Origin of the sequence: Acidovorax sp. LjRoot194 (assembly GCF_964253015.1) — a bacterium.
Classification (GTDB): Bacteria; Pseudomonadota; Gammaproteobacteria; order Burkholderiales; family Burkholderiaceae_C; genus Acidovorax.
In genome coordinates this window covers 421922-447532 of sequence record NZ_CAXUQB020000001.1, presented here as the reverse complement: position 1 = coordinate 447532, position 25611 = coordinate 421922, and the positions used below count along the sequence as shown (strand labels likewise).

The following is a 25611-nucleotide window of genomic DNA, read 5'->3' as shown; positions in this document are numbered from 1 at the left end:
CGCAAGGGCCGCCCCGCCGCGCTGGCGGTGTCCACCTTCCCGAATGGCGCAGCCATTCGAGAGAAGGGGGAAGGCGCGAAGCGCCTCAGGGGGATGATCCTTACTTTATCCAGAGGCGGATCGCATCCCACGCGCGACCCAGGAAGCCCGCCTGCGGAACTTCTTCCAGAGCCACCAGCGGCACTTCGGCCAGCGCTTGCTCTCCCAGGACGACCTTGAGTGTGCCGATGGCCTGGCCCTTGGTGAAAGGCGCCACCAGCGGGTCAGGACGGACGATCTGGGTGGCGATCTTACCGGCACTGCCCGAAGGCACGGCCACGACGATGGCGTCTTCGCGGCCGATCTTGAGGGTGCTTTCCGTGCCCTTCCAGACAGCGGGTGTCGCCACGGGCTTGCCGGCGTCGAACAGCTTGACGGCTTCGAACGCGGTGTAGCCCCAGTTCAGCAGCTTCTGGCTTTCATTGGCGCGCGCATTTTCGCTGGCGGCGCCCAGCACGATGGACAGCAAGCGGCGCTGGCCGACGCCCGGGAACTCACGCTTGGACGTGGCCACCAGGCAGTAGCCGGCGGCGGCGGTGTGGCCGGTCTTGAGGCCGTCGACCGTCGGGTCACGGAACAGCAGCGAGTTGCGGTTGGTGCCGTTCGACGCCGGGGTGCCCGGGTAGCTGTATTGCTTGGTGGAGTAGTAGTGCATGTACTCCGGGAAGTCCTTCATCAGGCGCGTGGCCAGCGTGGCAAGGTCGCGCGCTGTGGTGGTGTGGCCGGGCTCGGTCAGGCCTTCGGGGTTCTTGTAGCTCGTGCCCTTCATGCCCAGGGCTTGCGCCTGGTCGTTCATGAGCTTGACGAAGTTCTCGGCCGTGCCGCCCACGCCTTCGGCCAGGGCCATGGTGGCGTCGTTGCCCGACTGCACGATCATGCCCTTGATGAGGTCTTCGACCGGCACCTGCATCTTGGGGTCGATGAACATGCGCGAACCGGGCATCTTCCAGGCGCGCACGCTCACGGGCAGCTTTTGCTCGAGCGAGATTTTCTTGGCGCGCAGCGCGTCGAACACCAGGTAGCCCGTCATGAGCTTGGTGAGCGAGGCCTGCTCCACCGGTGAATCGATGTCCTTGGCGGCCAGCACCTGGTTGGCAGTCACGTCCACCAGCAGATAGGTGCGCGCGGCGATTTCAGGGGGTTGGGGCGCCTGGGCCAAAGCGCCAAAGGCGGCCGGGGCCACTGCGACAAAGACGGCGAGGGATCGCAGCGCGGACAGGATTCGTTTCATGGGCAGGGGACTGGGCTGGGATGGGAGAAAGGGAGAAAGGGAGAGAGGAAACAGAGAGCATGGCGGGCACAGTGCGGACGCGCCCGGTTGGCTGGGCAGGCCGGCGGGCAGCGACGCCCGCCATGGGCGCGGCCGTCAAGCGCCGGCCTGCAGGTGGCGCACCACCAGATTCTTCAGAAGCGGCAATTGTCCGTGAAAGAAATGCCCCCCCGCAGGAATGACTGTGACAGGCAGTATCTGCGGGCGGGCCCAGTCCATGACGGCCGACAGCGGCACGGTGTCGTCCGCCTCGCCGTGCACAACCAGGGTGTGCGGATGGGCGTCGGGCGGCACGGGTGCCACGGTGAAGCGGCTGGCGGCAGTGCCCACGAGCACGGCGGTATCGACCCGGCCCTCGGGCCACAGCGCGGCCAGCGCATGGCTGGTGACGAAGGCGCCGAACGAAAAACCTGCGAGCGCAATGCGCTGCCCCTCAGCCGCGGGCGCCACCTGCTCGACCACGGCCAGCAGGTCCTGCAGCTCGCCCTGGCCGTCGTCGTGCACGCCGGCCGTGGCCCCCACGCCGCGGAAGTTGAAGCGCACCGCAGTCCAGCCGCAGTGCACAAAAGCGCGCGCAAGGGTCTGCACCACCTTGTTGTCCATGGTGCCGCCAAACAGCGGGTGCGGGTGGGCGATGACGGCCACGCCGCGCGGGGCGGTGACGCCGTCGGCCAGCACGGCGCTGTCGCGCACGGCCTCGATGGCGCCAGCGGGGCCGGACAGGGTCAGGCGTTCGGTGTGTGCGTTCACGGTGGTTTGCTACTCAATTCATAGCTGCCAGCGCTTGACCATCAAGCGGTAGCGGCCCAAAACATTCAAGACCAGAGACAGACGCGGTTTCAGCGCCCAAGTTCCGCTGGCGTGACCAGGCGCTCCACCACCTGGCCGTTCTTGAGGTGCGATTCGACGATCTCGTCGATGTCTGCCGTGTCCACATAGGTGTACCAGGTGCCCTCGGGGTAGACCACCGCGATGGGCCCGCCCGCGCAGCGGTCCAGGCAACCGGCCTTGTTCACGCGCACCTGGCCGGGGCCCGACAGCCCCGCGGCCTTGACCAGGGACTTGCAGCGGTCAAAGCCCGCCTGGGCGTTGTGGTGGGCACAGCTGTCTTCGCCGTTGGCGCGGTCGTTCAGACAGAAGAAGATGTGGCGCTGGTAGTAGCCAGGCGCAGTGGATGTGTCGCTCATTCCGCTATTTTACGAACCACGCTCTCCACCACTGGCGCAGCGCCACGCAAGCGCACCCGTGGATCGGGCTTTGCCAGTCCACCGGGTGCGCCCCCCTCCCGCGCGGCGAAAGAGGGGCTGAGTGCCGCGGCTCCAGGCTTGCCAGCGCAGGCCTGGACGGCACCGAGGAGCCGTCGCCTCTGGCGAACGCACCGAGACGCCGCAGGCGGCTCAGGGGGTACGCTCCCTCCTCGACACCCGCACCACCACATACAGCAGCGCCACGTACGGCCACAGCCACCCCAGCCACTGGCCCAGGCCGTAAAAGCGGATGAACCGCCCCTGCTCCCAGATTTGCAACGTCTGCGCAAAGTAGGCGCTGGTGGGCGCCTGGTTGAGCAGCGCCAGGTGCCAGGCCAGCGCCACCAGCAGCACCGCGGCGCACGCGCGGCGTGACAGGCCCAGCGTCAGCACGGCCAGCGCCAGCGCGCCCCACACGCCCACGCGCGTGGGCATGCCCATCCATTCCCAGGCGTGCACCGGCCCCCAACTGAGGGCAGCGGACAATGCCGTGAGCGTGACGCCCACGCCCACCACGCCCAGCGCAAACAGGGCGCGGCGCCCCATCTGGCGGATCACGCAATAGCCCAGCAGGCACGGGATGAGCAGCCCCAGCGTGACGCACAGCAGCTCGCCGCCGGGCGACAGGGGCTCGAACGGCGCCTCGCGCAGCGGCACCCATTCGAGAAACGGCGTGTCGGCCAGGATTTCGATCAACGAGGCCTCTAGCCGCTCCAGCACCTGGCCCAACCCGAAGGGCACGGCCGCCGGGAACAGCAGCGCCAACGGCCACAGCGCCAGCAGCACCATGGCGCCGCTGGCGTCGCTCACGAACCACCGCCCCCGAAAATCGCTCCAGCGGTCGATGGCGCCCAGGCGCTCCAGCAGCGCGGCGATCAGGGCGCCCGCCAGCGTGCCGCCAATGTTGAGCAGCAGGTCCAGGTTGGACGGCACGCGCCGGGGCAGGTAAATCTGCAGAAACTCCATGGAGAGCGACAGCAGGCCGCCCGCCAGCGTGGCCAGCCACACCGCGCCGCGCGGCCAGCCCGAGCGCAGCATGCCCAGCACCAGCAAAAAGCCCAGCGGCGCGTAGCCCACCACGTTGGTGGCCACGTCAAAGCCCGTCCAGTACGGCGGAGGCAGGCGGGCCAGCAAGAACACCAGGGGGTCGATGCCCTGGGCGCGCCAGCCGTCAAACGGGAACAGGCTGGCAAAAACGATCAGCGCTGCATAGATCAGCGCCAGTGGCCAGGCGGAGGTCTTGTGCACCGGCGTTGGCCCCCGGTATCAGAATGGCTTGACGACGACCAGCACCACCGCGCACAGCAGCAGGGCCACCGGTACCTCGTTGAACCAGCGGAACCACGCGTGGCTGCGGCGGCTGCTGCCGTCCGCCAGCTTGCGCAGCAGCACGCTGCAGGCATGGTGGTAGCCGATCACCAGCACCACCACCGCCAGCTTGGCGTGCATCCAGCCATTACCCTGCGACGCGGGGCCGCGCCCTATGCCGTAGCCCAGCCACAGCCACGCGCCCAGCGCCAGGGCCGGCACCGCCAGCAGCGTGGTGAAGCGCAAGAGCTTGCGGGCCATCAGCAGCAGGCGGTCACGCTCAGCCACCGACCCCGGGGCCACCATGGCCAGGTTCACGAAGATGCGCGGCAGGTAGAAAAGACCAGCAAACCAGCTGGCCACGAAGACGATGTGAAAGGCTTTGACCCAGAGCATGGAGGCAGTTTAAGGGCCGATCGAGCCCCTCGCGCGCAGAAGCCCCTCAAGGGCTCGCAAAGGATGCGCTTTGCAGCAATGTGCTGCGCCCCACGCCCAAAAAAAGAGCCCGGCAATCCGCCGGGCCGGGAAGCCTCTTTTGCATCGCTGCAACTCAAGGCCCCGCTCAGGGAGGAAAAGCGGGGGGCAGCCAGCTGCCCGGCGCCAATTTAGCACCGGACACACCGTGTTACAAGCGGCCTTTTCAGGGTGCAGGATGACCGTACTTGCACCGGTCAACGGACTTCCCCCAGGACAAACGGCCCCTCCCCGGAACAGGCCTGCAAAACCGGCTCGCCCCAGGCCAGTGCACCTGTGGATCCAGCTTGTATGGTGGAGGTGTTGGGGTGGAGGGCCTGAGTACCGGCTATCGGCTTTGACCGACTGGCGAAGATAGCCCCCACCCCGCCCCTGAGCGTCGATAAGGAACTGAGCCGCACCTCAGCGCCGATCTGTAAGCAAGCTAACGCCTGTGGCGGGATTCCACCCCAACGATCGTCATTGTTCATTGGAGGAATCTCATCATGCAAGTACCCCTTTGTTTCATCGGCGTGGACGTCTCCAAGGCTGAGCTGGTCGTGGCCACCCACGGCCAGGACGCTTGCCTTGCCGTCGCTAACGAGTCCACTGCCATCGTGCAGTGGTTGCACACCCTGCCCCCTGGCGCGCTCCTGGCCATGGAGTCCACCGGCCGCTTTCACCAGCTGCTGGCCACCCTGGCCGCCGGCATGGGTTTGACGGTGTTCGTGCTCAACGCCCGCGATGTGTACTTCTACGCCAAGGGCCTGGGCGCGCGCGGCAAGACCGACCGGGTGGATGCCCGGATCATTGCCCGCTACCTGGCCGAGCACCACGAGCGGCTGCACCCGCACCGTGTCCCCAGCGCCTGTCAGGCCGAACTGGAGCAGTTGCTGGGCCAGCGCTGGACGGTGGTGACCAAGCGCACCGCGCTGCGCCAGTCGCTGCGCCAGTCGCTGCGCGACTGCAGCACGAGCATCGCGCAGGCGGCCGCGGGGCTGGAGGACGCCTTTGGCACCTTGCTGCACACCATCGATGGGCGCATTACGCAGTTGATCAAAGAGCAAGAGCAGTTGCACCGCGCTCGCACGTTGCTGCAAAGCATCGTGGGCATCGGTCCCCAATCGAGCGCGTTGCTGGTCACCGTGCTCGATCGCGTGGCGTTTTGCAGCTGTGATGCGCTGGTGGCCTACAGCGGGCTGGATCCCCGGGCCCACGACTCTGGGCGTAGCAGGGGGCGCAGGCACTTGTCCAAGCGAGGGAATCCGGCGCTGCGCCACCAGATGTTCATGGCGGCGATGTCGGCGTGCCACACGGTCACGTTTGCGGCGACCTACCAAGCGCTGCGCGCCAGGGGGCTCAAGAGCACAGAGGCCCTGGTCGTGCTGGCGCGCAAGCTGCTGCGCATTGCCTTTGCTGTGTGGCGATCGGGCAAGCCGTTTGATGCTCATCGCATCACCCCAAGCGCTTGACTCGAACCATAGAACCTTCGCCGGTCCACCGGGTGCGCCCCCCCTTGGAGGACGGCCCGCAGCGCCTCAGGGGGATAATCTCACCATGCACCTCCCCAGCCCAGCCCCGTTCCCCCAGAACCGCCCCCGCCGCCTGCGCCGCGACGCCTTCACCCGCCGCCTGGTGCGCGAAAACGCCGTTACCGTCGACGACCTGATCTACCCCGTGTTCGTGCATGAAGGCGTGAGCCAGCGCGAGACGGTGTCGTCCATGCCCGGCGTGGACCGCCTGAGCCTGGACTTGCTGCTGCCCGTGGCCGAGGACTGCGTGAAGCTGGGCATCCCGGTGATGGCGCTCTTCCCTGCCATCGACCCGGCCCTGAAGACGCCGGACGGCAAGGAGGCCCTGAACCCCGACGGCCTGATCCCGCGCGTGGTGCGGGCGCTGAAGAAGGAATTTCCCGGCCTGGGCGTGATGACCGACGTGGCGCTGGACCCGTACACCAGCCACGGCCAGGACGGTGTGCTGGACGACACCGGCTACATCATCAATGACGAGACGGTGGAGATCCTCACCGGCCAGGCACTCACCCATGCCGAGGCCGGCGTGGACATCGTCGCGCCCAGCGACATGATGGACGGGCGCATCGGCGCCATCCGCGATGCACTGGAAGTGCAGGGCCACATTCACACGCGCATCATGGCCTACAGCGCCAAGTACGCCAGCGCCTTCTACGGCCCCTTCCGCGACGCGGTGGGTACGCGCGGCGCCCTGGGCAAGGCAGACAAGAACGTGTACCAGATGGACCCGGGCAACAGCGACGAGGCACTGCGCGAGGTGGCCCTCGATATCGCCGAAGGCGCGGACATGGTGATGGTCAAGCCCGGCATGCCGTACCTCGACATCGTGCGCCGTGTGAAGGACGAGTTCAAGGTGCCGACCTTCGCCTACCAGGTGAGCGGCGAGTACGCCATGATCAAGGCGGCCGCAGCCAACGGCTGGCTGGACCACGACGCGGTGATGATGGAAAGCCTGCTGGCCTTCAAGCGCGCGGGCGCCGATGGTGTGCTGACCTATTTCGCACGCGACGCAGCCCGGCTGCTGACCCGGTAGCCGCCGACGGTGACCGGCACTCCCGCGCCAGCGGCGCCTTCCTCCTCCACAACCGAGCCGGCCTCGATGCGCATCTTTCACATCCACGGCGGTGGCGTCCAGGAGCTGGACAGCCTGCCCGCGCACATGCCCGCACAGGGTTTCGTCTGGATCGCCTGCTCGCGCTCCACGTTCCAGGCCCGCCTGGCCGAGATCCAGGGCCGCCTGCAGGCGCTGGTGGGCCTGCAGCTGGTGGACCTGCACGTGTCCGACCTGCTCAACGCGCAACTGCCGTCGCACTACGACTACACCTCGCAGTACGACCTGCTGGTGTTTCGCCGCCTGGCCAGTGCGCACGGCGATGCAGCGCAGCCCCCATCGCCACCGGACGATGCCCACGCGGCGGCGGCGAGCGCGCTGCGACGCGGCGGCCCGCCCGTACTGCGGCGCATCGACACCAGCCCCGTGGGCTTTGCGGTGTTCGACCAGCTGCTGCTCACGGTGCACCCCACCGACTGCTCGGTGCGCGACGCCTACGCCACGCGCCTGCTGGCAGCGCTGCCCGCCCTGCCCGCCGGCCCCGCCGAAGGCCGCAGCAGCCCGGTGCCCGGGGCCCGAGTACCCACCAGCCCTGCCGACCTGATGCTGCGCGTGGTGAACCTTATGGTGGACGGCTACCTGGACCTGCGCCGCGAACTCACGCGCCAGCTCGACCACTGGCAAAACGAGCTGCTCAAGCCCCGCGCGCGCTACGTGAACTGGAGCTCGCTGCTGGAGGCGCGGCTGTCGCTGCACCAGCTCGACGAAATCTGCGAAGACCAGCGCACCGCCGTGCAGGACTGGATCGACGCGCTGGAAACCTGGGCCCTGCCCGACACGCCCACCGGCCTGCGCGAGCTGGACCTGCTCAAGGTGCGCAGCCGCGACGTGCTGGAGCACATCGAACGCGTGGTGCACCACGTGCGCCGGCTGGAGCAAAGCACCGAGACCGCCGTGCAGATGCACTTTTCGGTACAGAGCAACCGCACCAACGACATCATGCGCACGCTGACCGCGCTGACGGCCGTGTTCCTGCCGCTGAACCTGATCGCCGGCATCTTCGGCATGAACTTCGAGTTCATTCCGCTCATCCACAAGGCCGACGGCTTCTGGTGGGCCATGGGTTCGATGATCACGATCGCGGTGGCGCTGGTGGCGCTGTTCTGGCGCAAGCGCTACCTCGCACGCACGGGTGCTTGAGCACCATCAGACACCTTCCAGACGCTGCTTGCGTTCTCGAGCCAGTGGATTGTTCGTTGACGATTGGGACGATATCGGCCCAGTGCGTACGCAAGCGTAGCGGCCTGATCCAGCGCTTGCGCGAACGCTGAGAGACATGAATCGGCAGCGGTGGCGGCTGGGCCACCTTGGTCGCGCAACTGGAGGCTGGTCACGCTAGTGCCTATTTGCGCAAATCGTCTTTAAAGACCGATCAACTTCACTACTGCCACAGAAAATATACAGACAGCGATAACACTCAGCAAAAGCATTAGCAACAAATACCGAATAAAATTCTTCAATGTCAATTGAAAGAATTTTTTAAAGATCCATCTTGCATACGTAAACGCCAGCAGAATTAATGCAAGAAATTTTACCCACAGATAACCAGATTCCCGATTTTGCTCGCCAACAATAATCGCAAGGCCAATTGCTATTGAAACAGCAAACAAGATGCCTGTATTCAGCCAAAAATTCAAGGGCCTCGGCATTCTGCTTATCCTGTAAAGTGTCCTGAAGGTATCGGCATGTCTAAATCACCTCTTAGGCGTTTTGCACGAACCCTGAATGGGCCCGCATAACTCCATCCTAGCCGCAGCTATTCCAGAACAGGCACCGTTGTTCAGCGCCCAAACTATGCGAATCGGTTGAACAACGAGACCCGCACAACATTTAAATTACGCCTGACACTGTTTCGACTCATAGTTCAGTCAGTCGCATCCAAGGCCGTATCCCCAACAGTGCGCCAAAGTGCGGTTAGCTGAAGCGATCAGAGGATTAACTACGCGTGGCTATGGGGCCGGCGGCCGCCCGTAGCCCGCAGCACTCATTCCATCGGTCGTTGTTCCGGCGCAAGCAATACCTCTCTCGAACGCGGCGGTCATTTCCTACCCACACGCGGCCGCAGCGGGGCCAGCATGGTGCCTGCACCACCCTCAGGAGTTCGCAGATGAATGCACCAGCCGCCGGCCCCGCTGCGCCAGCGCCAGCACCCGCCCCTGTGCGCATCGGCACCGCCAGCTGGAGCCTGCCGCGCGATAGCCAGCACCGCTTTCCCGCTGCGGACCCGGCGGATTCGCACCTCATGCGCTATGCCCGACAACTGCCGGCGGTGGAGATCAACTCATCGTTCTACCGGCTGCACCAGCGCAGCACCTACGAACGCTGGGCAGCGGCCACGCCGCCCACGTTTAGGTTCTGCGTGAAGCTGCCGCGGAGCATCACGCACGACGCGCGGCTCAAGGACACCGAGGCACTGCAGCAAACGTTTCTGGAACAGGTCAACGGCCTGGGCGAGCGCCTGGGCTGCCTGCTGGTGCAACTGCCGCCCAGCCTGGTGCTCGACACACCGGTGGCTGAGGCATTCTTTCGCAACCTGCGGCGGTTGAGCGGCGCCGTTGGCATTGCCGTGGAGCCGCGCCACGCCAGCTGGTTCACGCCCGAGGGCGACGCACTGCTGTCCCACTGGCAGGCCGCACGCGTGCTGGCCGACCCGGTGCTGCACGATGCGGGCAGGATGCCGGGCGGCTGGCCCGGGCTGGTGTACTGCCGGCTGCATGGCTCGCCGCGCACCTATCACTCCGCCTACGAGCCCGCGCTGATCGAAGCGCTGGCCCGGCGCATCCAGGCCGCCACGCACGAGGCGAGCAGTGTGTGGTGCGTCTTCGACAACACGGCCAGCGGTGCGGCGACAGGCAACGCGCTGGACCTGCAGCAGCACCCGGCGTTGCGGGGCTGAGGCTGCTCGGGACCGAACACAGCCCCAGCACCCATCGCCCGCCGCGGGTCAGCGTGCCGCCACGGGCGCCGGTGCCGGCGTGCCGAAAAGCCCCGCCGCGTTGTCCCACGCCACCTTGCGCGCCACGTCGGCGGGCAGGCCGCCCAGCCAGGTGCGGTAGCCCGCCATCAGGCTTTCGTAGTGCTGCCAGCGCTGGTTGACCCAGGTGTCGGACCCCAGCACGAACCGCGTGGGGTACTTGAGCAGCAGCGTGCGCCACGCTGGGCACAGCTGGTTGTCGTCGCACACCAGGCCCGGGCGGTACGACAGCTCGCCCACCAGGCCGGGGTAGCGCGCGAACAGCGCGTCCACACGCTCCACGGGCGCACCGCCGATGCCGGTGTGCGCCCAGATGAGGCGCAGCTTGCGGCCCTTGGACGGCGTGTTGGCCATCAGCAAATCGATGGCCGCGTCGTCCACGTGCGCCAGCACCACGAGGTCACGCTCTTCGGACAGTGCCATGAGCTTCTTGGCGACCGGGCCGTCGGCGTTGGCGCTGTCGTACAGGTGGAACTCGCCGATGCCGCGATAAGGCCCGGCGGGCGTGCCGCGCGCCAGCTCCGTCTGCACCATGGTGTAGATGCTCTCGTCGGCAAACCAGCCGGTGTAGTCCGCCCGGTTGCGGTACAGCCGCACGAACGGCACCACGGCCACGCCCGCCTCGCGCGTTTGCGGCAGCCCCGCCAGCGTGAGCGAGCCGGTGTTGGGCCGCGAGTTGGCGACGATGGCGCGCACGCCGCTTTTCTGCATGCGACCCAGCACATCGGCGGGCGGGTGCGGGCCGGTCTTGCCGTCCCACGCCTCCTCGTTGTAGTGCAAGTGGGCGTCGAACAGCGGGCCGCTGTAGTCGGCGGCATGGGCTTGCAGCCCCATTGCTATCAAAGATATAGCTGCCAGCGCTTTATAGGCAAGCGGTAGCGGCCAAAAAAGCTTCATCACCTGGATACGCGTCGAACTCGCCATGGCAACCTCCAAACATTGAGCAGTCATCGCGACACCCGGCGCCCGCGGAGGGCGCGGTCAGGCGAGCGACACCAAGCAAGGGCCGCCCCGCAGCGAGGGCGTCGTCCCCCGGGGGGACAAGGCGCCGCAGGCGACTCAGGGGGGATCAAGCCGTCAGATGCTTGTCGAAGAACGCCAGCGTGCGGTCGCGCGCCAGCATGGCCGAGGCCTCGTCGTAGCTGCCGCGCTGGTCGCAGTTGAAGCCGTGGTCGGCCTCGTACAAATGCACCTCGACCTCGGGATGGGCGCGGGCGAAGGCCTGCACGCTGTCCACCGGGATGTAGTGGTCGCGCTGGCCAAAATGCGCCAGCACCGGCACGTTCGGCACGCGGGCCGCTTCATCGGCCGATGTCATGCCGCCGCCGTAGTAGGGCACGGCGGCCGACAGGCCGGTCAGCGTGCAAGCCGCGCGCCAGGTCAGCAGGCCGCCCCAGCAAAAGCCCACGATGCCGACCTTGCGACCGCTCTGCGCGGCGGCGTAGTCGATGGCGGCCTGGATGTCGGGCATCACCCCCGGGGCGGGCAGAGCCTCGACCGCGGCCTTGAGGCCCATGCCGGCCTGCATGTCATCGCCGGTGTAGCCCAGCTCCACGTTCTGCTGCACGCGGTGAAAGGTGGCTGGCGCCACCGCCAGGTAGCCGCGCGCGGCAAAGCGGTCGGCCACCGCGCGGATGTGCGAATTCACGCCGAAGATTTCCTGCAGCACCACCACGGCGCCGCGTGGCGGACCATCGGGCTGCGCGACCCAGGCGGGCACCACGACACCATCGCTGGACGTGAGATTGACGAATTGACCCATGGAATGACTCCTTGCTGCGTTGATCGGCGGGACTAAAAGCGGAGGGACACGTTAACGGACAGAGCGCTGACCACCACCGTGGCAGCGGGCTGCGGCGCCTGGGACCGCCATCTGCACGCCTTTCGGCATGCAACCCATGTGCGCGGCGAAAGCGACATTCTGGACGGAGCGCGGTCCTCTGTTCAAATGCGGGCCATTTTCTTCAGGAGGCCCCGCCGTGAAAGACACCCACCAAGTAGCACTTATCACCGGAGGCTCGCGGGGCATCGGCGCGGCCACCGCGCGCCTGGCCGCCCGCCAGGGCTGGGCCGTGGCCGTCAACTACACCCGCGATGCGCAGGCCGCCCAGGCCGTGGTAGCGTCCATCGCCGCGGCGGGCGGCACGGCCATCGCCGTGCAGGCCGACGTGGCCGACGAAGCGCAGGTGCTGGCGATGTTCCGCACGGTCGATGAACAACTGGGGCGCCTGTCCGCGCTGGTGAACAACGCCGGCGTGGTGGACGTGCCGTCGCGCGTGGAGGCGATGAGCGTGGCGCGCTGGAGGCGCATGTTCGACATCAACGTGATCGGCAGCTTCATCTGCGCGCGCGAGGCCGTGCTGCGCATGGGCACGAAGCACGGCGGCGCGGGCGGCAGCATCGTCAACGTGTCGAGCGCCGCATCGCGCCTGGGCGCGGCCGGCCAGTATGTGGACTACGCCGCGGCCAAGGGCGCCATCGACAGCATGACCCTGGGCCTGGCGCGCGAGGTGGCCGCCGACGGCATCCGCGTGAACGCCGTGCGCCCGGGCCTGATCGAGACCGACATCCACGCCAGCGGCGGCCTGCCCGACCGGGTGCGCGACCTGTCGTACCAGGTGCCCATGCAGCGCGGCGGCACGGCCGACGAGGTGGCCGAGGCCATTGTGTGGCTGATGTCGCCGGGGGCCAGCTACACCACGGCCACGTTGATGGACGTGTCGGGCGGGCGCTGACCGCTGCCTGGGCCCGGCGCGGGTCCGCTGCAGCGCAGCATGCGCGCGGGGCAAATCCGCCCGAAAACACCGCATACTCGCGCACAGCCGGGGGCCCGCAACGCCGTTGCGCCGCCCGCGCCGGCCGCCGACGAACCGCCCTGCCCCTCCCCTGACCTTCGGAGCGCCCTGATGGACCTCAAGCCCCTCATCACCCTGCTGGCCATCGTGAACCCGCTGGCCATCGTCCCCTTCTTCATCCACTACACGCAGGGGTTTTCGTACCCGCAGCGGCGGCGCACCATCCAGGTGGCCAGCTTCAGCGTGTTCTGCGTGATCGCCGCCTGCGCGCTGCTGGGCCTGCAGATCCTCGACTTCTTCAACATCTCGCTGCAGAGCTTTCAGGTGGGCGGCGGCATGCTGCTGCTCATCAGTGCGATGAACATGCTCAACGCCCAGCCGGCCGAGGCCAAGCCCACCACCAACGAATATGAAGAAGGCGCCGAGAAGGCCGCGGCGGGCAGCTCCATCGCCGTGGTGCCGCTCACCATCCCGCTGCTGACCGGCCCGGCCAGCATGTCCACGGTAGTGATCTACGCCGACCGCGCCCAGGGCGTCTGGCAAACCCTGGCGCTGGTGGGCTACGGCGTCGTCATCGCCCTGGCCACCGCCGTGTGCTTTGCCCTGGCGGACCCCATCGCCCGGGTGCTGGGCAAGACGGGCATCAACGTGATGACCCGGCTCATGGGCTTGATCCTGGCGGCGCTGGCCGTGGAAGTGATGGCCGACGGTCTGGGCAAGATCTTTCCGGTGTTGATCGCCCGCTGAGCCATGTCCGCCCGCCTGCTGCTGCTCGAAGACGACCCCGCGATCGCCCGCACCGTGGCCTATGCGCTGGAGCGTGACGGCCTGGCCGTGACGCACAGCCTGCTGGTGGACGATGCCCGCCGCCAGATCCGCGCGGCGCACTTCGACCTGCTGGTGCTGGATGTGGGCCTGCCTGACGGCAGCGGGCTCGACCTGCTGCGCGAGCTGCGCAACGCCAGCCCCACGGCCACGTTGCCCGTGCTGATGCTCAGTGCCCACGGCGAAGAGATCGACCGCGTGCTCGGCCTGGAGCTGGGCGCGGACGACTACCTGGCCAAGCCCTTCAGCCCCCGCGAGCTCGCGGCCCGCGTGAAGGCGCTGCTGCGCCGCGCGGGTGGCCGCACCAGCGCTGGTGGTGCAACCGGTGCAGTCCATTCGCCGCCGGCCCCTGGCAGCGCCCGCAGCCTCTTCCAAGACGACGAGGCCGGCCAGCGCGTCAGCCTGCGCGGCCAGCCGCTGCCGCTGACCCGGCGCGAGTACCGCCTGCTGTCCCACCTGCTGCGCGGCGCAGGCCGCATCCATTCGCGCGAAGCCCTGCTGGCCGCCGCCTGGGGCGACGACAGCGACAGCACCGATCGCACGGTGGACACGCACATCAAGACCCTGCGCGCCAAGCTGCGCGAGGTGGATGCAGCGAAGGAGTACATCAGCACGCACCGGGGCATGGGGTACTGCCTGGATGTGTGAAGCCCGATGAGTGAAGCCCCCCTGAGTCGCTGCGCGCCTTCCCCCGGAGGGGGACGCCACCCGTGGCCCGGCGGAGCCGGTTCCACGGTGGCGCTCGCCTGGGCCTCGCCGGTTTTGACGCGTGCGAGCGTGGCAAAGGGCTAGCTATGCGCCTGGGGATTCGGCTGCTGTTCGCGTTCTTTTTGATCAACGGCATCGCCGCATTCTTCGTGCTGCGGGTGTTCATGGCCGAGATCAAGCCGAGCGTGCGCGAGGTGATGGAAGACATGATGGTGGACACGGCCAACATCCTCGCGGAGCTGGCCAGCGAAGACCTGGCCGCCGGGCGGTTGGCGGACGGCAGCGGGCAGGCCAGTCCGTTTGCGCAGAACGTGCGCCGCTACGCGAGCCGGCCGGTGGATGCCGCGATCTGGGGGTTTGCCAAGCAGTCGCTGGACTACCGCATCTACGTGACCGACCGGCAGGGGCGCGTGCTGTTCGACTCCGAGAACCGGGCCGTGGGCGCGGACTATTCGCAGTGGCGCGATGTGTCGCGCACGCTGCGCGGCGAGTACGGTGCGCGCTCCACGCGCGATGTGGAAACCGATGACACCACGGGCGTGATGCATGTGGCGGCCCCCATCTATGTGAAGGGCGAGATCGCTGGCGTGCTCACGGTGGCCAAGCCCACGCGCACCGTGCAGCGCTTTATCGACCGCGCGGAGCGCAAGGTGTTCATGGGCGGCCTGCTGCTGCTGGCGCTGTCGGCCGCCGTGGGCGTGGCGGTGACGCTGTGGATGGTATGGAACGTGCGCCGCCTGCGCGACTACGCCTTGAGCGTGCAGGGCCCCGCCGACGGCGAACACCGCGACGCCGATGCGCCACCCACCGCCGCCCTGGCCGTGCCGCAGGTGCCCGGAGAGCTGGGCGACCTGGCCCGTGCGATGGACCGCATGCGCGCCCGGCTGGAGGGGCGCGACTACATCGAGGGCTACGTGCGCGCCCTGACGCACGAGCTCAAGAGCCCCGTGGCCGCCATCCGTGGCGCGGGCGAGCTGCTGCAGGACGAGCTGCCCGCCGCCGACCGGGCCGAATTTGCCACCCAGGTGGTGCAGCAAAGCGAGCGCCTGCAGCGCATCATCGACCGGCTGCTGGAGCTGTCCAAACTGGAGCAGCGCCACCATGCCGAAGGCCGCGCCCCCGTGGCGCTGCAGGCCTGCGCCGAAGCCGCCATCGGCCAGACCCGCGGCCGCGCGGCGCAGCGCGGCATCACCCTGGCCCTCGCAGGCACAGGCGGCAGCGGCCCGTGGGAGGCCGAGCTGGTCACCCTGGCGCTGACCAACCTGCTGGACAACGCCATCGATTTCGCGCCCGAGGGCAGCACGGTGCAGGTGGCGCTGCAGGGCAGCACCGTGGCCGTGCAGGACACGGGCCCCGGCGTGCCCGACTACGCGCTGCCGCGCCTGGGCGAGCGATTCTTCACCACGGCACGGCCCGGCGGCGAGCGCAGCGGCTCGGGCCTGGGCCTGGCCATCGTGCGGCGCGTGATGGCGCTGCATGGCGGGCAGATGGTGGTGGGCAACACGGCGCCGGGCTTGCGGGTGGCGCTGGAGTTTGCGCCCCGCGCACCGCACGGCCTGGGCTAGGGCGCGGCTGCAGCGCCTGCCCTGAGGTGTGCCACCGCGCCCACCACCAGCAGCGCCAGCGCCACCCCGTCGACCAGCGCCACCCTGGCCAGCGCCGCGTTGGTGGTGCCCGTCGACCACCACAGCCACAGAAACGACACCACGCTCACCAGGCCCGCGACCAGCGCGGCGCGGTGCAGCGGCGGGTGCAAGGCCGCATATCCCAGCAGCGCGGCCAGCAGGCCGAAGAGCACCGCACGGTGCCGCAGCAGCAGTTCCAGGCCCGGGTCCTGCACCGGCACGCCGTACAGCTGCAACAGCTTGCCGGCCCCCAGCACACCGGCCAGCGGCAGGGCATGGACCACGGCCACCAGCATCAGCACTCCCGAGACGATCCAGCGCATGCGCTTGCCTTTCTTCATGGATGGAAGGCCTGTTTGTAGCCCTGCGCGCGCCGGCCGTCGATGACCTCGCAGGTAACGGGCGCCGCGCCGCCGCCCAGGTCAGCCTGTGACCCGCGACCTGCGGAGTGCGTGGCGCTCGTCACTTCACACCCGCTTCACAAACTTCATCGACACCTCACGCCCGCGGCCAACACTGCCTGCACATCACTTGCGGAGGACTCCTTGAAACACCCACTCTTTACCAAACTGGCAGCGCTGGCGGCCATCACCGTGCTGCTGCTGTTTGGCCTTTCCATGATCGAAGACGTGGTGCGCGACCGCCAGCGCTACCGCAGCCTGACCGCGCAGAGCGTGGCCGAAAGCCTGGCCGGGCCGCAGACGCTGATGGGCCCCATGATCCACAGCGCCTGCGTGGAGAGCTGGGACGTGGAGACCGGCAAGGGCGACGAGCGCCGCGTGGTCGAGCAGCGCCGCGAGTTCCTGCTGACCGCCATGCCCGAGCAGCTCAAGCTGCGTTCGGGCGCCGCCATGGAAGAGCGGGCGCGCGGCCTGCACAAGGTGAACACATTCAACCTGAAGGCGCACCTCACTGCGCAATGGGGCTCGCTGGCCGGCCTGCAGCCGCAGACCACCCAGAAGAACTCGCGCATGCACTGCGGCGCGCCGATCATCATGATGGCCGTCGGCGATGCCCGCGGCATCCGCACGGCGCAGCTCACGCTGGGCGAACAGACGCTGGCGCTCAAGCCCGGCACCTTCCACCCCACCTACAGCCGCGGGCTGCATGCGGTGCTGCCCGAGACGGTGCGCGGCCAGGCCCCGGGCCTGTCGGTCAGCATGGACCTGGAACTGGTGGGCACCGAGCGCATCGCCATCGTCCCGCTGGGAGGCAACACCGAGGTGCAGATGACCAGCAGCTGGCCGCACCCCTCCTTCGGCGGGCGATTTTTGCCGTCGGAGCGCGAGGTCCGAAAGGATGGCTTCTCGGCCCAGTGGCGCCTGTCGTCGCTGGCCACCACGGCGCAGGCGGACATCGAAAAAGGCAGTCGCATCTGCATCGGCGGCTACGACGACAGCCCGGGCGACTATGCCCCCGGCGGCGCCACGCCGCGCGACTGCGCCGACAGCTTCAACGTGGCGTTCGTCGACCCGGTGAACCCCTACTCGCTGAGCGACCGCGCCACCAAATACGGCGTGCTGTTCATTGCGCTGACCTTCGTGGCCGTGGGCCTGTTCGAGCTGATGAAGAAGCTGCGCGTGCACCCGGTGCAGTACCTGCTGGTGGGCAGCGCCCTGTGCAGCTTCTTCCTGCTGCTGGTGAGCCTGTCGGAGCATCTGCCGTTTGGCGTGTCGTATGCGGCGGCCGCCAGCGCCTGCGTGCTGCTGCTCGCCTACTACGCCAGCCACATGCTGGGCGGCCTGGCGCGCGGGATTCCGCTGGGCGCGGGCATTGCGCTGCTGTACGGGCTGCTCTACGCGCTGCTGCAGCTGGAGCAGACCGCTCTGGCCGTGGGCGCGATCGCGCTGTTCCTGGTGCTGGCGGCGGTGATGGTGCTCACGCGCAAGGTCAACTGGTACGGCCTGTCGCAAGGCACGCCGCCCCAGCGCCCGGCGCCAGCGGCGGCTCGCCCCGCGCCTGCGCGCCCGGAGGCTTCATGAACGCCGCACCTGCAACCCCCACGCCGGCCGCCAACGCCTGGGCGCGGCATCTGGCCGGCACGGCCTGCCACGAGCCCGGCGCGCACGGCGAGCACGGCGAGCACGGCGCACGGGGCGTGCGCGAAGGCTTGCCGCAGGACACGGCGGCGCAGCCGGGCACCGCGTTGTCGATGGCAGAGGCGCAGCGCGTGCAGCGCTACCGCGACCGGCTCATGGCCGCCGTGCGGTCGCAGGACCGCAGCGCGCTGCGCAGCGCCAAGCAGGAGGTTCTGCAAGCCGCGTTTCGCGGGGCCGCCGACACCGACCGGGCCAGTGCCGGGTCCCCCGCGATGCGCCGGGCGCTGCGCGACCTGTGCTGGCGGATGGCGATCCTGATGCTGCCGCGCCAGCGCGAGGGATGAGGCGTGCCATACCGTCCCCAAGGCCTTCTACCGCGCTCTGCAACAGCGCTATCAGCTATGAAAAACATAGCAAATTGCAACGCGCGGCGTCAGGCCACGACCGTGCGGTTGCGCCCCTCGCGCTTGGCGGTGTACATCGCTGCGTCCACGTGGCGCAGCGTGATGTCCAGCGGGCGCTGCGGATCGAACGGCGACAGCCCCATGCTGGCCGTCAGCACCAGGGTGGGCTCGATGCCCGGCACAGGCCGGGCCGCCAGCGCAGCGTGCAGGCGCTGGGCCACGGCCTGGGCCTGCTCCACCTGCGTGGCCGGCAGCAGCGCCAGAAACTCCTCGCCGCCCCAGCGGCTCACCACGTCGGCAGCGCGGAAGACTTCGCGGCACAGCGTGGCCACGTGCTGCAGTGCCATGTCGCCGGCATGGTGGCCATGCACATCGTTCACGCGCTTGAAGTGGTCCACATCCAGCATCAGCAGGCAGGCGGGCTCGCCACCCCGCTGCAGCAGGGCCAGCTCCTGGCGCAGCCGGTCGGTGAACGAGCGGCGGTTGGCCAGCCCGGTGAGCACGTCGGTGTGGGCGAGCACGGCCATCTGGCGGCGGGCTTCTTCCAGCTCCACCAGCATGTGGCCCTGGCGCTCGTTGGCGCGCTTGAGCTCCAGCAGCCGGATCACCTGGCGCGCGATGGCCAGCAGCAGCTCCTGCAGGCGCGGCGCCAGCAGGCGGGGCACGTAGTCCAGCACACACACCGTGCCCAGCACATAGCCGTCGGCGGTGACCAGGGGCGCGCCCGCATAGAACCGCATGGGGGGCTCCTGCGTCACGATGTCGAAGTGCGCGAAGCGCGCATCCTGCGCCAGGTCGGGCACGACGAACACGCCGGTCTGGCGTGCTGCGTAGCGGCAGATGGACTGGTCCAGCGGTGTCTCGCGCACTTCCAGGCCCACCGCGGCCTTGAACCACTGGCGCTCGCGGTCCAGGAAGCTCACCAGCGCGACCGGGGCGGCGCAGACATGGCCCGCCATGTCGGCCAGCTCATCGTAGGCCGGCTCCATGGGCGTATCCAGGATGGCGTAGCGCTGCAGGGCCAGCAGACGCTGCACGTCGTCGATGAGGGGGTCCGGGAAGGCGAGGGTGTCCATGGCAGGGGGCGGTGGCACAACACCCCGCCAGCATGCCATACGCCGCCGGCGCGACCCAGCGCAAGAACCCGCGGGGCGGCCTGGGTGCGTACTTTCACGGATGACGCCATCGCTACCGTGGCCGCCACGCAGCACAGCACCGCGCAGCGCTGCCAAGCCCCGCATCGCCGCAGGTGTCAGGCCAACGCGGCCTGCACCGACTGCACTGCGCCCAGGCTGGAGGCGTCCGAACAGGTGGCGCCGCCGCAGCCGTGGATGAGTTCACCTGGCAAGGCCTGCGGTGCATGTACCACGCCCGTGGCAGGGTCGAACCCCACCCGGCGCAGGTGCAGGGCCAGCGCCGCGTCCATGCTCTGGGCATGCTGCGGGAACCACAATGCCAGCTCGCTCGCCATCACGCGCAGCACCTTCTCGTCGCCCTGCCGCGCGAGCGCTGCGCCTTCGCGCATCACCTGCAGCACCACGCGGTGCTGCATGCTGTGGCAGTTGCCCGAGGCAAACCGTGTCGATGCCATCCAGGCGTCTTCCTGGCCAAAGTGCTGCTCGGTGTGCTCCACGAGCCGCTCCCAGGCAGGGAGCAGCTGCGCATCGTCGGCGTGGTCGACCACGGCCAGCAGGTCGACGAATTCCCGGTGCGTGTCGTCCATCAGGTCGAGGTCCAGGGCGAGAGCGTCCGACCATTCGAGTTGAGCCATGGAGTGTTCCCTTGCTGCGCCGCGCGCACTGTGTGAAAGACAAGGAAACGAGCTTAGTTTCAAGGGGCCCGCCGCATGTTGATGCAGGTCAGATGCAACGCAGCGACCCTATGCGCTGCGCCCAAGACAAATGCCCCGCGGAGGCGGGGCATTTGTCTTGGGCAAACATCAGGCCATGGGCGCAATGGCCACCCGATCAACAGCGCAGGGCTGCGTGATCAGGCTGATTGCTCAGCTCTTGCCGTACATGCGCTTCATGTCGTCCACGCACTTGGACTTGGCGTCGCCCGACAGCGCATCGCAGCGCTCCTTGGCAGCCTTGTAGTTGGCTTCGTTCTTCTCGGCGTTGGCGTCCTTCTTCGCTTCGGCCACGGCTGCGCCCTTTTCAGCTGCGCTGTCGGCAGGCTTGGCCTGGGTTTCGGCAACCTTGGCGTCTTCCTTGGCCTTCACGTGGGCTGCCTTGGCATCCTTCACGCACACATCCTTCTCGTTGCCCTTCAGGTCATCGCACTTTTCCTTGGCGACGTTGTAGGCAGCGTCACCGCGTGCTTCAGCCACTTTGCGGGTGGCCTTGGGGCTGGGCTTGTGCTGCGCGTCGAGCTCAGCCTTGGCAACGTCTTCCGCGCCCTTGGCTTCCTTCACGCAGATGTCCTTGGCGTTGGCCTTCAGCGTGTCGCATTGGGCCTTGGCGGCCTTGTAGTCGGCAGAAATGCGTTCCTTGCCGGTCTTGTATTCGGCATCTGTCAGCGCGAAGGCGGAAGTGGCCAGCAGGCCAGCGGCGACAGAAGCAATCAGGGTACGTGCGAATTTCATGGGTTTTTCTCCTCGATCAGCGTTGCTGTGATTTGGTATGGGTCAGGGGAATCAGGGTCGGCAGAGCCGGTGCTTCAGTCGTTGAAGCGGAAATCGGGGTGGCGCGACTGCCAGTCCTTGAGCTGCTTTTCAGCCTCGTCGCGGGCGATGCCCTGGCGCTCTTGGACCTTGCCCAGGAACTGTTCGCGCTTGCCATCGATGACATCGAAATCGTCGTTGGTGAGCTTGCCCCACTGCTCAACCATCTTTCCCTTGAATTGCTTCCAGTTGCCCTTGATGGTGTCTTCGTTCATGGTCTTCCTCCTAGAGGGTTGATTCGCCGTGGCCTTCCGCCGATATGGCGGTTCACGGTGCCTTGCAGCGATGGAGTCACTGTAAAAACATGGCGCTCCGCGGCGCGTAGGCATTGGAGGGAAGCCGGCGTCGGCTGGTGGACTACAGCCATGCCGGACAAGGGGCCACGCAGCACGATGGGCGTGTGGGACTCGACGCTGGGAGCTAGTCGAAACCGGAGCCCCTGTGGAAACAGTTTCATTTGGTGACTGTTTGTAGTCACTGATAACGATTTAGCGCTGGAGGCTCCCAGTTGCAAATCCATACACTTGGCTACAGGGCCGTGGCATCCTCAGCAGACGTGCAGCATTTCACCGATTCAGGCGTGCTGCGTGTGCTCCATGGGAAGGTGCTTCGCGAAAAACAACCAGCACAACACCATGACACAGATGAAAGAAGCGCCTCACGCCGCAGCGGACGCCGAGGTTGCACGGGAATCCCACAGCGCTGCCATACCCGTACCCGCCCCACGCCCGGCCGCGCCCCTGCCCCGGGACGCCACACTCGCCGCACTGATGGCCAGCGTCGCACTGGCGGCCTGCGGCGGCGGTGGCGATGCCGCCAACGAGAACGCGGCCCCCCCGGCCACGCCCGCGCCCGGCGCCCCCCCGGCACCTGCGCCTACCGGTCCCGCGCCGGCACCCGCTCCCACACCCGCGCCCGGCTCTGCGCCTGCGCCCTCACCGGCGCCCACGCCATCGTCGCCCCCACCGCCCGCGCCGGCGACCTCCGCCTACCCCACGGCACGCACCGACCAGGAGGCCGCGCGCTTTCTGCTGCAGGCGCAGTTCTCCGCCTCCACCACCGACATCGCCAGCCTGCGGGCCAGCAGCTACGACGCGTGGATCAACGACCAGTTCGGCCAGCCCGTGGGCACCAAGGGCTGGGATTGGCTGAACCAGCGCGGCTACAACGCCGTGGACAACGCCACCGCGTACTACGACAACACCTACCCCGGCGACGCGATGATCTGGCAGCAGCTCATGACATCGACCGACGGCCTGCGCAAGCGGGTGGCGCTCGCGCTGTCGGAGATCTGCGTGGTGTCGCTCTCGGGCCTGGACTTCAACTGGCGCAGCCACGCCATGGCCCACTACTGGGACCAGCTCGTGGCCAACGCGTTCGGCAACTTCCGCCAGCTGCTGGAAGACGTGACGCTGAACCCTGCCATGGGTTACTACCTCAACACCCGCGGCAACCAGAAGGAAAACGTCGCCTCAGGCCGCCAGCCCGACGAGAACTACGCCCGCGAAATCCTGCAGCTGATGTCCATCGGTCTCGTGGAACTCAATCAAGACGGCACCGCCAAGCGCAACGGCTCGGGCCAGGTGGTCGAGAGCTACACGCAGAGCGACGTCACCAACCTCGCGCGCGTGTTCACCGGCTACGACTACAACCAGTCGCAGAACAGCCCGGTCACCGTGCCCGGCACCACGCGCACCGTGCCCAGCACCGACTTCACGCGGCTGCCCATGTCGCTCAACGCGTCGCTGCACTCCACACTGGCGGCCAGCTTTCTGGGCACCACGGTGGCCGCTGGCACACCGGGCGCCGCGGCGCTCAAGACGGCGCTCGACACCATCTTCAACCACCCCAATGTGGGCCCGTTCATCGGCAAGCAGCTGATTCAGCGCCTGGTCACCAGCAACCCATCGCCCGGCTACGTGAGCCGCGTGGCCGGTGCCTTCAACAACAACGGGGCCGGCGTGCGCGGCGACATGCGGGCCGTGATCAAGGCCGTGCTGCTGGACAACGATGCGCGCAGTCCCGCAGGGCTGGCCGACCCGATGTTCGGCCGCTTGCGCGAGCCCATGCTGCGCTTCGTGCAGTGGGGACGCACCTTCGGCATCTCGTCGCAGTACGGCAGCTGGAAGATCGGCGACCTGAGCTCGGTTGGCACGCGCCTGGCGCAAAGCCCGCTGCGCTCGCCGTCGGTATTCAACTTCTTTCGGCCCGGCTATGTGCCGCCCTCGACCTCGCTGGCGACCGCCGGCGCGGTGGCGCCCGAGTTTCAGCTGGTCAACGAAAGCAGCGTGGGCGGGTACCTCAACTACATGCAGGGCGTGATCCGCAACGGCATCTTCGTCAACGCGCCCGACCTGCCCAACGGCGGCAGCAACGCCACCAACGGCTACGACATCAAGGCGGCCTACACCACCGAGCTGGCCATCGTCGCCGACGCCGATGCACTGGTCGCGCGGGTCAACCTGCTCATGACAGGCGGGCAGCTGTCCGCAGGCACCGTCAAGCTGATTGCGGACGCCCTCAAGGCGACCGCCATCACGGCGGCCAGCACCGACAACGCCAAACGCGACCGCGTCGCCGCTGCGATTTTCCTCGTCATGGCCTCGGCCGAATACCTGATCCAGAAGTAAGGCGGCCGCCATGCAATTCATCCAGCCCGAACTCCATTCCCGCCGCGCCTTCCTGCGCCGCTCGGCCCAACTGGGCATCGCCGGCACCGCCCTGCCATTTGCGCTCAACCTCGCCGCCGTCGGCGAGGCAGCGGCCTTCACCGCCACCGACTACAAGGCGCTCGTCTGCGTCTTTCTGTATGGCGGCAACGACTACGGCAACACCGTCATCACCTACGACGACGACAGCTACAACAAGTACAGCACCATCCGCGGCGGCGGTGGCGGGCAGTCGGCCGGTGGCATCGCCCTGGCAAAGTCCGCGCTCACACCCACGCTGCTGGCGCCCACCACGCCGCTGGCCGGCGGGCGCCAGTACGCGCTGCACCCGTCGATGACGGGGCTGACCAACCTGTTCAACACCGGCAAGGCTGCGGTGCAGCTGAACGTGGGGCCACTGGTGGTGCCGCTGACGCGCGCGCAGTACAACAGCAGCAACCGCGCGCTGTACCCGCTGCCGCCCAAGCTCTTTTCGCACAACGACCAGCAGTCGGTGTGGCAGTCGTCCTCGCCCGAGGGCTCCACCGTCGGCTGGGGCGGCAACCTGGGCGACCTGGCGCTGTCGTCCAACGGTACCTCGCTGTTCACCTGCATCTCCGTCACCGGCAACGCGGTGTTCCTGTCGGGCGACTCGGCGCTGCAGTACCAGGTCAGCACCAGCGGCGCGATTCCGATCAACGGCGTCAAGAACAACGTCTACGGCTCGACCGCCGTGCGCTCGGCGCTCACCTCGCTGATCCAGCAAAACAGCGGCCAGGCGCTGGAAAACGAATACAACCGCATCACCGCACGCGCCGTCGGCGCCGAAGCCACCATCACCTCCGGGCTGGCCGGGGTCAACCTGACCACAGCCTTCCCCACCAACAACCCGCTGGCAGACCAGCTCAAGATGGTGGCCCGCCTGATCGGCGCGCGCACCGCGCTGGGCAGCAAACGGCAGGTGTTCATGGTGTCGCTGGGAGGCTTCGACCTGCACGACAACCTGATCTCGCAGCAGCCCGTCCTGATGCAGCGCGTGAGCGAAGCCATGACCGCGTTCTACAACGCCACGGCAGAGCTGGGCCTGGCCGACAAGGTGACCGCGTTCACCGCGTCGGACTTCGGCCGCACGCTCAGCTCCAACGGCGACGGCTCGGACCACGGCTGGGGCAGCCACCACCTGATGGTCGGCGGTGCGGTCAAGGGCAAGGCCTTCTACGGCAAGGCGCCGCCGGTCAGCATCACCAACACGGCCGACGCCAACGACCAGTGGCACGTGGGCCAGGGCCGCCTGCTGCCCAGCACCTCGGTCGACCAGTACGCGGCCACGCTGGCCAGCTGGTTCGGTGTGAGCAACACCGAACTGCCGGGCGTGCTGCCGAATCTGAGCCACTTTGGCGGGGCGGACTATCCGGCGAATCTGGGATTCATGGCGTGAAGATTGGTGGGCCTGACCGCCCTGTGTCAGGTTCAAGCCATTTCACGAACTGCCGATCCATCTAATTGATAGATATATTCGGCAAAGCCCGGTATTCGAATTTCAATCGCATATTGGGCCATTCGCGCTCAGGGGGCGTTCAATGGGTGACCCCCACAGCAATGCCCAATAGCATTTGCACCCCACCCTAGCACTAAAAAGCCGAACAGCATATTTAATTAAATAATTAATATTTTATTAAATTGCAATCAATCGGCAACTGAGCATTCGAGACATGCCAACAACAATAAACCCTGCAGATATATTTGCAGGGTTAATTATTTCAACTAGCCGCTTCACTCCGATCGTCTTTCCATCGATTCCTCAGCCCACTGATAAATCAACGGTGTGCCTGCGCGACGACAGCCATATCCAGAATTTTGCTACAGCCTATTATGAGGCCCAATTTATCAACTGCGCGTCAAACGTCTTCAGCATGGACTATCAAAGTTGGACAAAAATAAACCAACCAATACTATGACTGCGAAGTAATA

Annotated in this window: 24 protein-coding genes; 12 read left to right on the top strand and 12 right to left on the bottom strand. The window is 67.4% G+C overall.

Going from position 1 to position 25611, the window contains the following annotated elements; genetic code table 11:
* Positions 1 to 100 precede the first annotated feature (100 nt).
* From ACSQ3N_RS02085 to ACSQ3N_RS02065, 5 genes are all read right to left on the bottom strand, one after another.
* A complete protein-coding gene (locus ACSQ3N_RS02085; protein ID WP_056164780.1) occupies positions 101 to 1270 on the bottom strand; it encodes a D-alanyl-D-alanine carboxypeptidase family protein in 1170 nt (389 codons plus the stop codon).
* Between the two features lie 135 nt (positions 1271 to 1405).
* Positions 1406 to 2059: an alpha/beta hydrolase gene (locus ACSQ3N_RS02080; RefSeq protein WP_056164782.1), complete on the bottom strand. Its 654-nt coding sequence runs from the start codon at positions 2057 to 2059 to the stop codon at positions 1406 to 1408.
* Between the two features lie 89 nt (positions 2060 to 2148).
* Complete coding sequence (locus tag ACSQ3N_RS02075) at positions 2149 to 2496, bottom strand: (2Fe-2S) ferredoxin domain-containing protein (RefSeq protein WP_056164784.1); 348 nt, start codon at positions 2494 to 2496, stop codon at positions 2149 to 2151.
* 210 nt (positions 2497 to 2706) lie between these two features.
* A complete protein-coding gene (locus ACSQ3N_RS02070) occupies positions 2707 to 3804 on the bottom strand; it encodes a VanZ family protein (RefSeq protein ID WP_056164786.1) in 1098 nt (365 codons plus the stop codon).
* Between the two features lie 18 nt (positions 3805 to 3822).
* On the bottom strand, positions 3823 to 4260 hold the full coding sequence (locus ACSQ3N_RS02065; protein ID WP_056164787.1) for a CopD family protein: 438 nt from the start codon (positions 4258 to 4260) through the stop codon (positions 3823 to 3825).
* A gap of 563 nt (positions 4261 to 4823) precedes the next feature.
* On the opposite strand from ACSQ3N_RS02065, the gene ACSQ3N_RS02060 reads away from it, so the two are divergent.
* The 4 genes from ACSQ3N_RS02060 (at position 4824) to ACSQ3N_RS02045 (ending at position 9856) form a co-directional block, all read left to right on the top strand.
* A complete protein-coding gene (locus tag ACSQ3N_RS02060) occupies positions 4824 to 5789 on the top strand; it encodes an IS110 family transposase (protein ID WP_436145483.1) in 966 nt (321 codons plus the stop codon).
* 85 nt (positions 5790 to 5874) lie between these two features.
* Positions 5875 to 6882, top strand: a complete 1008-nt coding sequence (gene hemB / locus ACSQ3N_RS02055; protein WP_056164789.1) for a porphobilinogen synthase — start codon at positions 5875 to 5877, stop codon at positions 6880 to 6882.
* 66 nt (positions 6883 to 6948) lie between these two features.
* Positions 6949 to 8100 (top strand): magnesium transporter CorA family protein, encoded by a 1152-nt coding sequence (locus ACSQ3N_RS02050; protein WP_056164792.1) that lies wholly within the window; start codon positions 6949 to 6951, stop codon positions 8098 to 8100.
* Positions 8101 to 9067: 967 nt separating this feature from the next.
* Positions 9068 to 9856, top strand: coding sequence for a DUF72 domain-containing protein (locus ACSQ3N_RS02045; protein WP_056164794.1), 789 nt, complete (start codon positions 9068 to 9070; stop codon positions 9854 to 9856).
* 48 nt (positions 9857 to 9904) lie between these two features.
* Here the strand turns inward: ACSQ3N_RS02045 and ACSQ3N_RS02040 are convergent, their stop codons facing one another.
* Positions 9905 to 10768, bottom strand: a complete 864-nt coding sequence (locus ACSQ3N_RS02040; protein ID WP_056164796.1) for an amidohydrolase family protein — start codon at positions 10766 to 10768, stop codon at positions 9905 to 9907.
* Positions 10769 to 11003: 235 nt separating this feature from the next.
* Positions 11004 to 11696 (bottom strand): dienelactone hydrolase family protein, encoded by a 693-nt coding sequence (locus tag ACSQ3N_RS02035; protein ID WP_056164798.1) that lies wholly within the window; start codon positions 11694 to 11696, stop codon positions 11004 to 11006.
* 217 nt (positions 11697 to 11913) lie between these two features.
* Here ACSQ3N_RS02035 and ACSQ3N_RS02030 point away from each other — a divergent pair, with 217 nt between their 5' ends.
* The 4 genes from ACSQ3N_RS02030 to creC all read left to right on the top strand — a co-directional run bounded on the left by ACSQ3N_RS02030 (position 11914) and on the right by creC (position 15827).
* A complete protein-coding gene (locus tag ACSQ3N_RS02030; protein ID WP_056164799.1) occupies positions 11914 to 12669 on the top strand; it encodes an SDR family oxidoreductase in 756 nt (251 codons plus the stop codon).
* Positions 12670 to 12840: 171 nt separating this feature from the next.
* Positions 12841 to 13476 (top strand): MarC family protein, encoded by a 636-nt coding sequence (locus ACSQ3N_RS02025; RefSeq protein ID WP_056164801.1) that lies wholly within the window; start codon positions 12841 to 12843, stop codon positions 13474 to 13476.
* 3 nt (positions 13477 to 13479) lie between these two features.
* Entirely contained in the window at positions 13480 to 14202 is a 723-nt protein-coding gene (locus tag ACSQ3N_RS02020) for a winged helix-turn-helix domain-containing protein (protein WP_056164802.1), read from the top strand.
* 146 nt (positions 14203 to 14348) lie between these two features.
* Complete coding sequence (gene creC, locus ACSQ3N_RS02015) at positions 14349 to 15827, top strand: two-component system sensor histidine kinase CreC (RefSeq protein ID WP_056164804.1); 1479 nt, start codon at positions 14349 to 14351, stop codon at positions 15825 to 15827.
* Here the strand turns inward: creC and ACSQ3N_RS02010 are convergent.
* A complete protein-coding gene (locus tag ACSQ3N_RS02010) occupies positions 15824 to 16228 on the bottom strand; it encodes a hypothetical protein (RefSeq protein WP_082516787.1) in 405 nt (134 codons plus the stop codon). The genes creC and ACSQ3N_RS02010 overlap by 4 nt on opposite strands.
* A 204-nt stretch (positions 16229 to 16432) precedes the next feature.
* Between ACSQ3N_RS02010 and creD the strand changes: the two genes are divergently transcribed.
* Both creD and ACSQ3N_RS02000 read left to right on the top strand, forming a co-directional pair.
* A complete protein-coding gene (creD, locus tag ACSQ3N_RS02005) occupies positions 16433 to 17869 on the top strand; it encodes a cell envelope integrity protein CreD (RefSeq protein WP_436145482.1) in 1437 nt (478 codons plus the stop codon).
* A complete protein-coding gene (locus tag ACSQ3N_RS02000; protein WP_436145481.1) occupies positions 17866 to 18270 on the top strand; it encodes a hypothetical protein in 405 nt (134 codons plus the stop codon). The genes creD and ACSQ3N_RS02000 overlap by 4 nt, the downstream gene beginning before the upstream one ends.
* Before the next feature lie 89 nt (positions 18271 to 18359).
* On the opposite strand, the gene ACSQ3N_RS01995 is transcribed toward ACSQ3N_RS02000, so the two are convergent.
* The 4 genes from ACSQ3N_RS01995 to ACSQ3N_RS01980 form a co-directional block, all read right to left on the bottom strand.
* Positions 18360 to 19406, bottom strand: a complete 1047-nt coding sequence (locus tag ACSQ3N_RS01995; protein ID WP_056410122.1) for a GGDEF domain-containing protein — start codon at positions 19404 to 19406, stop codon at positions 18360 to 18362.
* 176 nt (positions 19407 to 19582) lie between these two features.
* Positions 19583 to 20101: a hemerythrin domain-containing protein gene (locus tag ACSQ3N_RS01990; protein WP_396506692.1), complete on the bottom strand. Its 519-nt coding sequence runs from the start codon at positions 20099 to 20101 to the stop codon at positions 19583 to 19585.
* Positions 20102 to 20332: 231 nt separating this feature from the next.
* Positions 20333 to 20914, bottom strand: coding sequence for a hypothetical protein (locus ACSQ3N_RS01985; RefSeq protein WP_056410125.1), 582 nt, complete (start codon positions 20912 to 20914; stop codon positions 20333 to 20335).
* A 74-nt stretch (positions 20915 to 20988) separates the two neighbouring features.
* Positions 20989 to 21207 (bottom strand): CsbD family protein, encoded by a 219-nt coding sequence (locus ACSQ3N_RS01980; protein WP_056410127.1) that lies wholly within the window; start codon positions 21205 to 21207, stop codon positions 20989 to 20991.
* Positions 21208 to 21627: 420 nt separating this feature from the next.
* Between ACSQ3N_RS01980 and ACSQ3N_RS01975 the strand changes: the two genes are divergently transcribed.
* Entirely contained in the window at positions 21628 to 23622 is a 1995-nt protein-coding gene (locus ACSQ3N_RS01975) for a DUF1800 domain-containing protein (protein ID WP_436145480.1), read from the top strand.
* Positions 23623 to 23632: 10 nt separating this feature from the next.
* Positions 23633 to 25078: a DUF1501 domain-containing protein gene (locus ACSQ3N_RS01970; RefSeq protein ID WP_436145479.1), complete on the top strand. Its 1446-nt coding sequence runs from the start codon at positions 23633 to 23635 to the stop codon at positions 25076 to 25078.
* Positions 25079 to 25611 lie beyond the last annotated feature (533 nt).

Excerpts from the sequence above, each read along its gene's own strand:
- ACSQ3N_RS01970 (WP_436145479.1), top strand. The coding sequence starts at position 23,633 with ATGCAATTCATCCAGCCCGAACTCCATTCCCGCCGCGCCTTCCTGCGC.
- ACSQ3N_RS01990 (WP_396506692.1), bottom strand. The coding sequence starts at position 20,101 with ATGGCTCAACTCGAATGGTCGGACGCTCTCGCCCTGGACCTCGACCTG.
- ACSQ3N_RS02020 (WP_056164802.1), top strand. The coding sequence starts at position 13,480 with ATGTCCGCCCGCCTGCTGCTGCTCGAAGACGACCCCGCGATCGCCCGC.
- creC (WP_056164804.1), top strand. The coding sequence starts at position 14,349 with ATGCGCCTGGGGATTCGGCTGCTGTTCGCGTTCTTTTTGATCAACGGC.
- ACSQ3N_RS02025 (WP_056164801.1), top strand. The coding sequence starts at position 12,841 with ATGGACCTCAAGCCCCTCATCACCCTGCTGGCCATCGTGAACCCGCTG.
- ACSQ3N_RS02040 (WP_056164796.1), bottom strand. The coding sequence starts at position 10,768 with ATGGGGCTGCAAGCCCATGCCGCCGACTACAGCGGCCCGCTGTTCGAC.
- ACSQ3N_RS01975 (WP_436145480.1), top strand. The coding sequence starts at position 21,628 with ATGACACAGATGAAAGAAGCGCCTCACGCCGCAGCGGACGCCGAGGTT.
- ACSQ3N_RS01995 (WP_056410122.1), bottom strand. The coding sequence starts at position 19,406 with ATGGACACCCTCGCCTTCCCGGACCCCCTCATCGACGACGTGCAGCGT.
- hemB (WP_056164789.1), top strand. The coding sequence starts at position 5,875 with ATGCACCTCCCCAGCCCAGCCCCGTTCCCCCAGAACCGCCCCCGCCGC.
- ACSQ3N_RS02085 (WP_056164780.1), bottom strand. The coding sequence starts at position 1,270 with ATGAAACGAATCCTGTCCGCGCTGCGATCCCTCGCCGTCTTTGTCGCA.
- ACSQ3N_RS02010 (WP_082516787.1), bottom strand. The coding sequence starts at position 16,228 with ATGAAGAAAGGCAAGCGCATGCGCTGGATCGTCTCGGGAGTGCTGATG.
- ACSQ3N_RS02000 (WP_436145481.1), top strand. The coding sequence starts at position 17,866 with ATGAACGCCGCACCTGCAACCCCCACGCCGGCCGCCAACGCCTGGGCG.
- ACSQ3N_RS02065 (WP_056164787.1), bottom strand. The coding sequence starts at position 4,260 with ATGCTCTGGGTCAAAGCCTTTCACATCGTCTTCGTGGCCAGCTGGTTT.
- ACSQ3N_RS01985 (WP_056410125.1), bottom strand. The coding sequence starts at position 20,914 with ATGAAATTCGCACGTACCCTGATTGCTTCTGTCGCCGCTGGCCTGCTG.
- ACSQ3N_RS02035 (WP_056164798.1), bottom strand. The coding sequence starts at position 11,696 with ATGGGTCAATTCGTCAATCTCACGTCCAGCGATGGTGTCGTGGTGCCC.
- ACSQ3N_RS02050 (WP_056164792.1), top strand. The coding sequence starts at position 6,949 with ATGCGCATCTTTCACATCCACGGCGGTGGCGTCCAGGAGCTGGACAGC.
- ACSQ3N_RS02045 (WP_056164794.1), top strand. The coding sequence starts at position 9,068 with ATGAATGCACCAGCCGCCGGCCCCGCTGCGCCAGCGCCAGCACCCGCC.
- ACSQ3N_RS02075 (WP_056164784.1), bottom strand. The coding sequence starts at position 2,496 with ATGAGCGACACATCCACTGCGCCTGGCTACTACCAGCGCCACATCTTC.
- ACSQ3N_RS02060 (WP_436145483.1), top strand. The coding sequence starts at position 4,824 with ATGCAAGTACCCCTTTGTTTCATCGGCGTGGACGTCTCCAAGGCTGAG.
- ACSQ3N_RS01980 (WP_056410127.1), bottom strand. The coding sequence starts at position 21,207 with ATGAACGAAGACACCATCAAGGGCAACTGGAAGCAATTCAAGGGAAAG.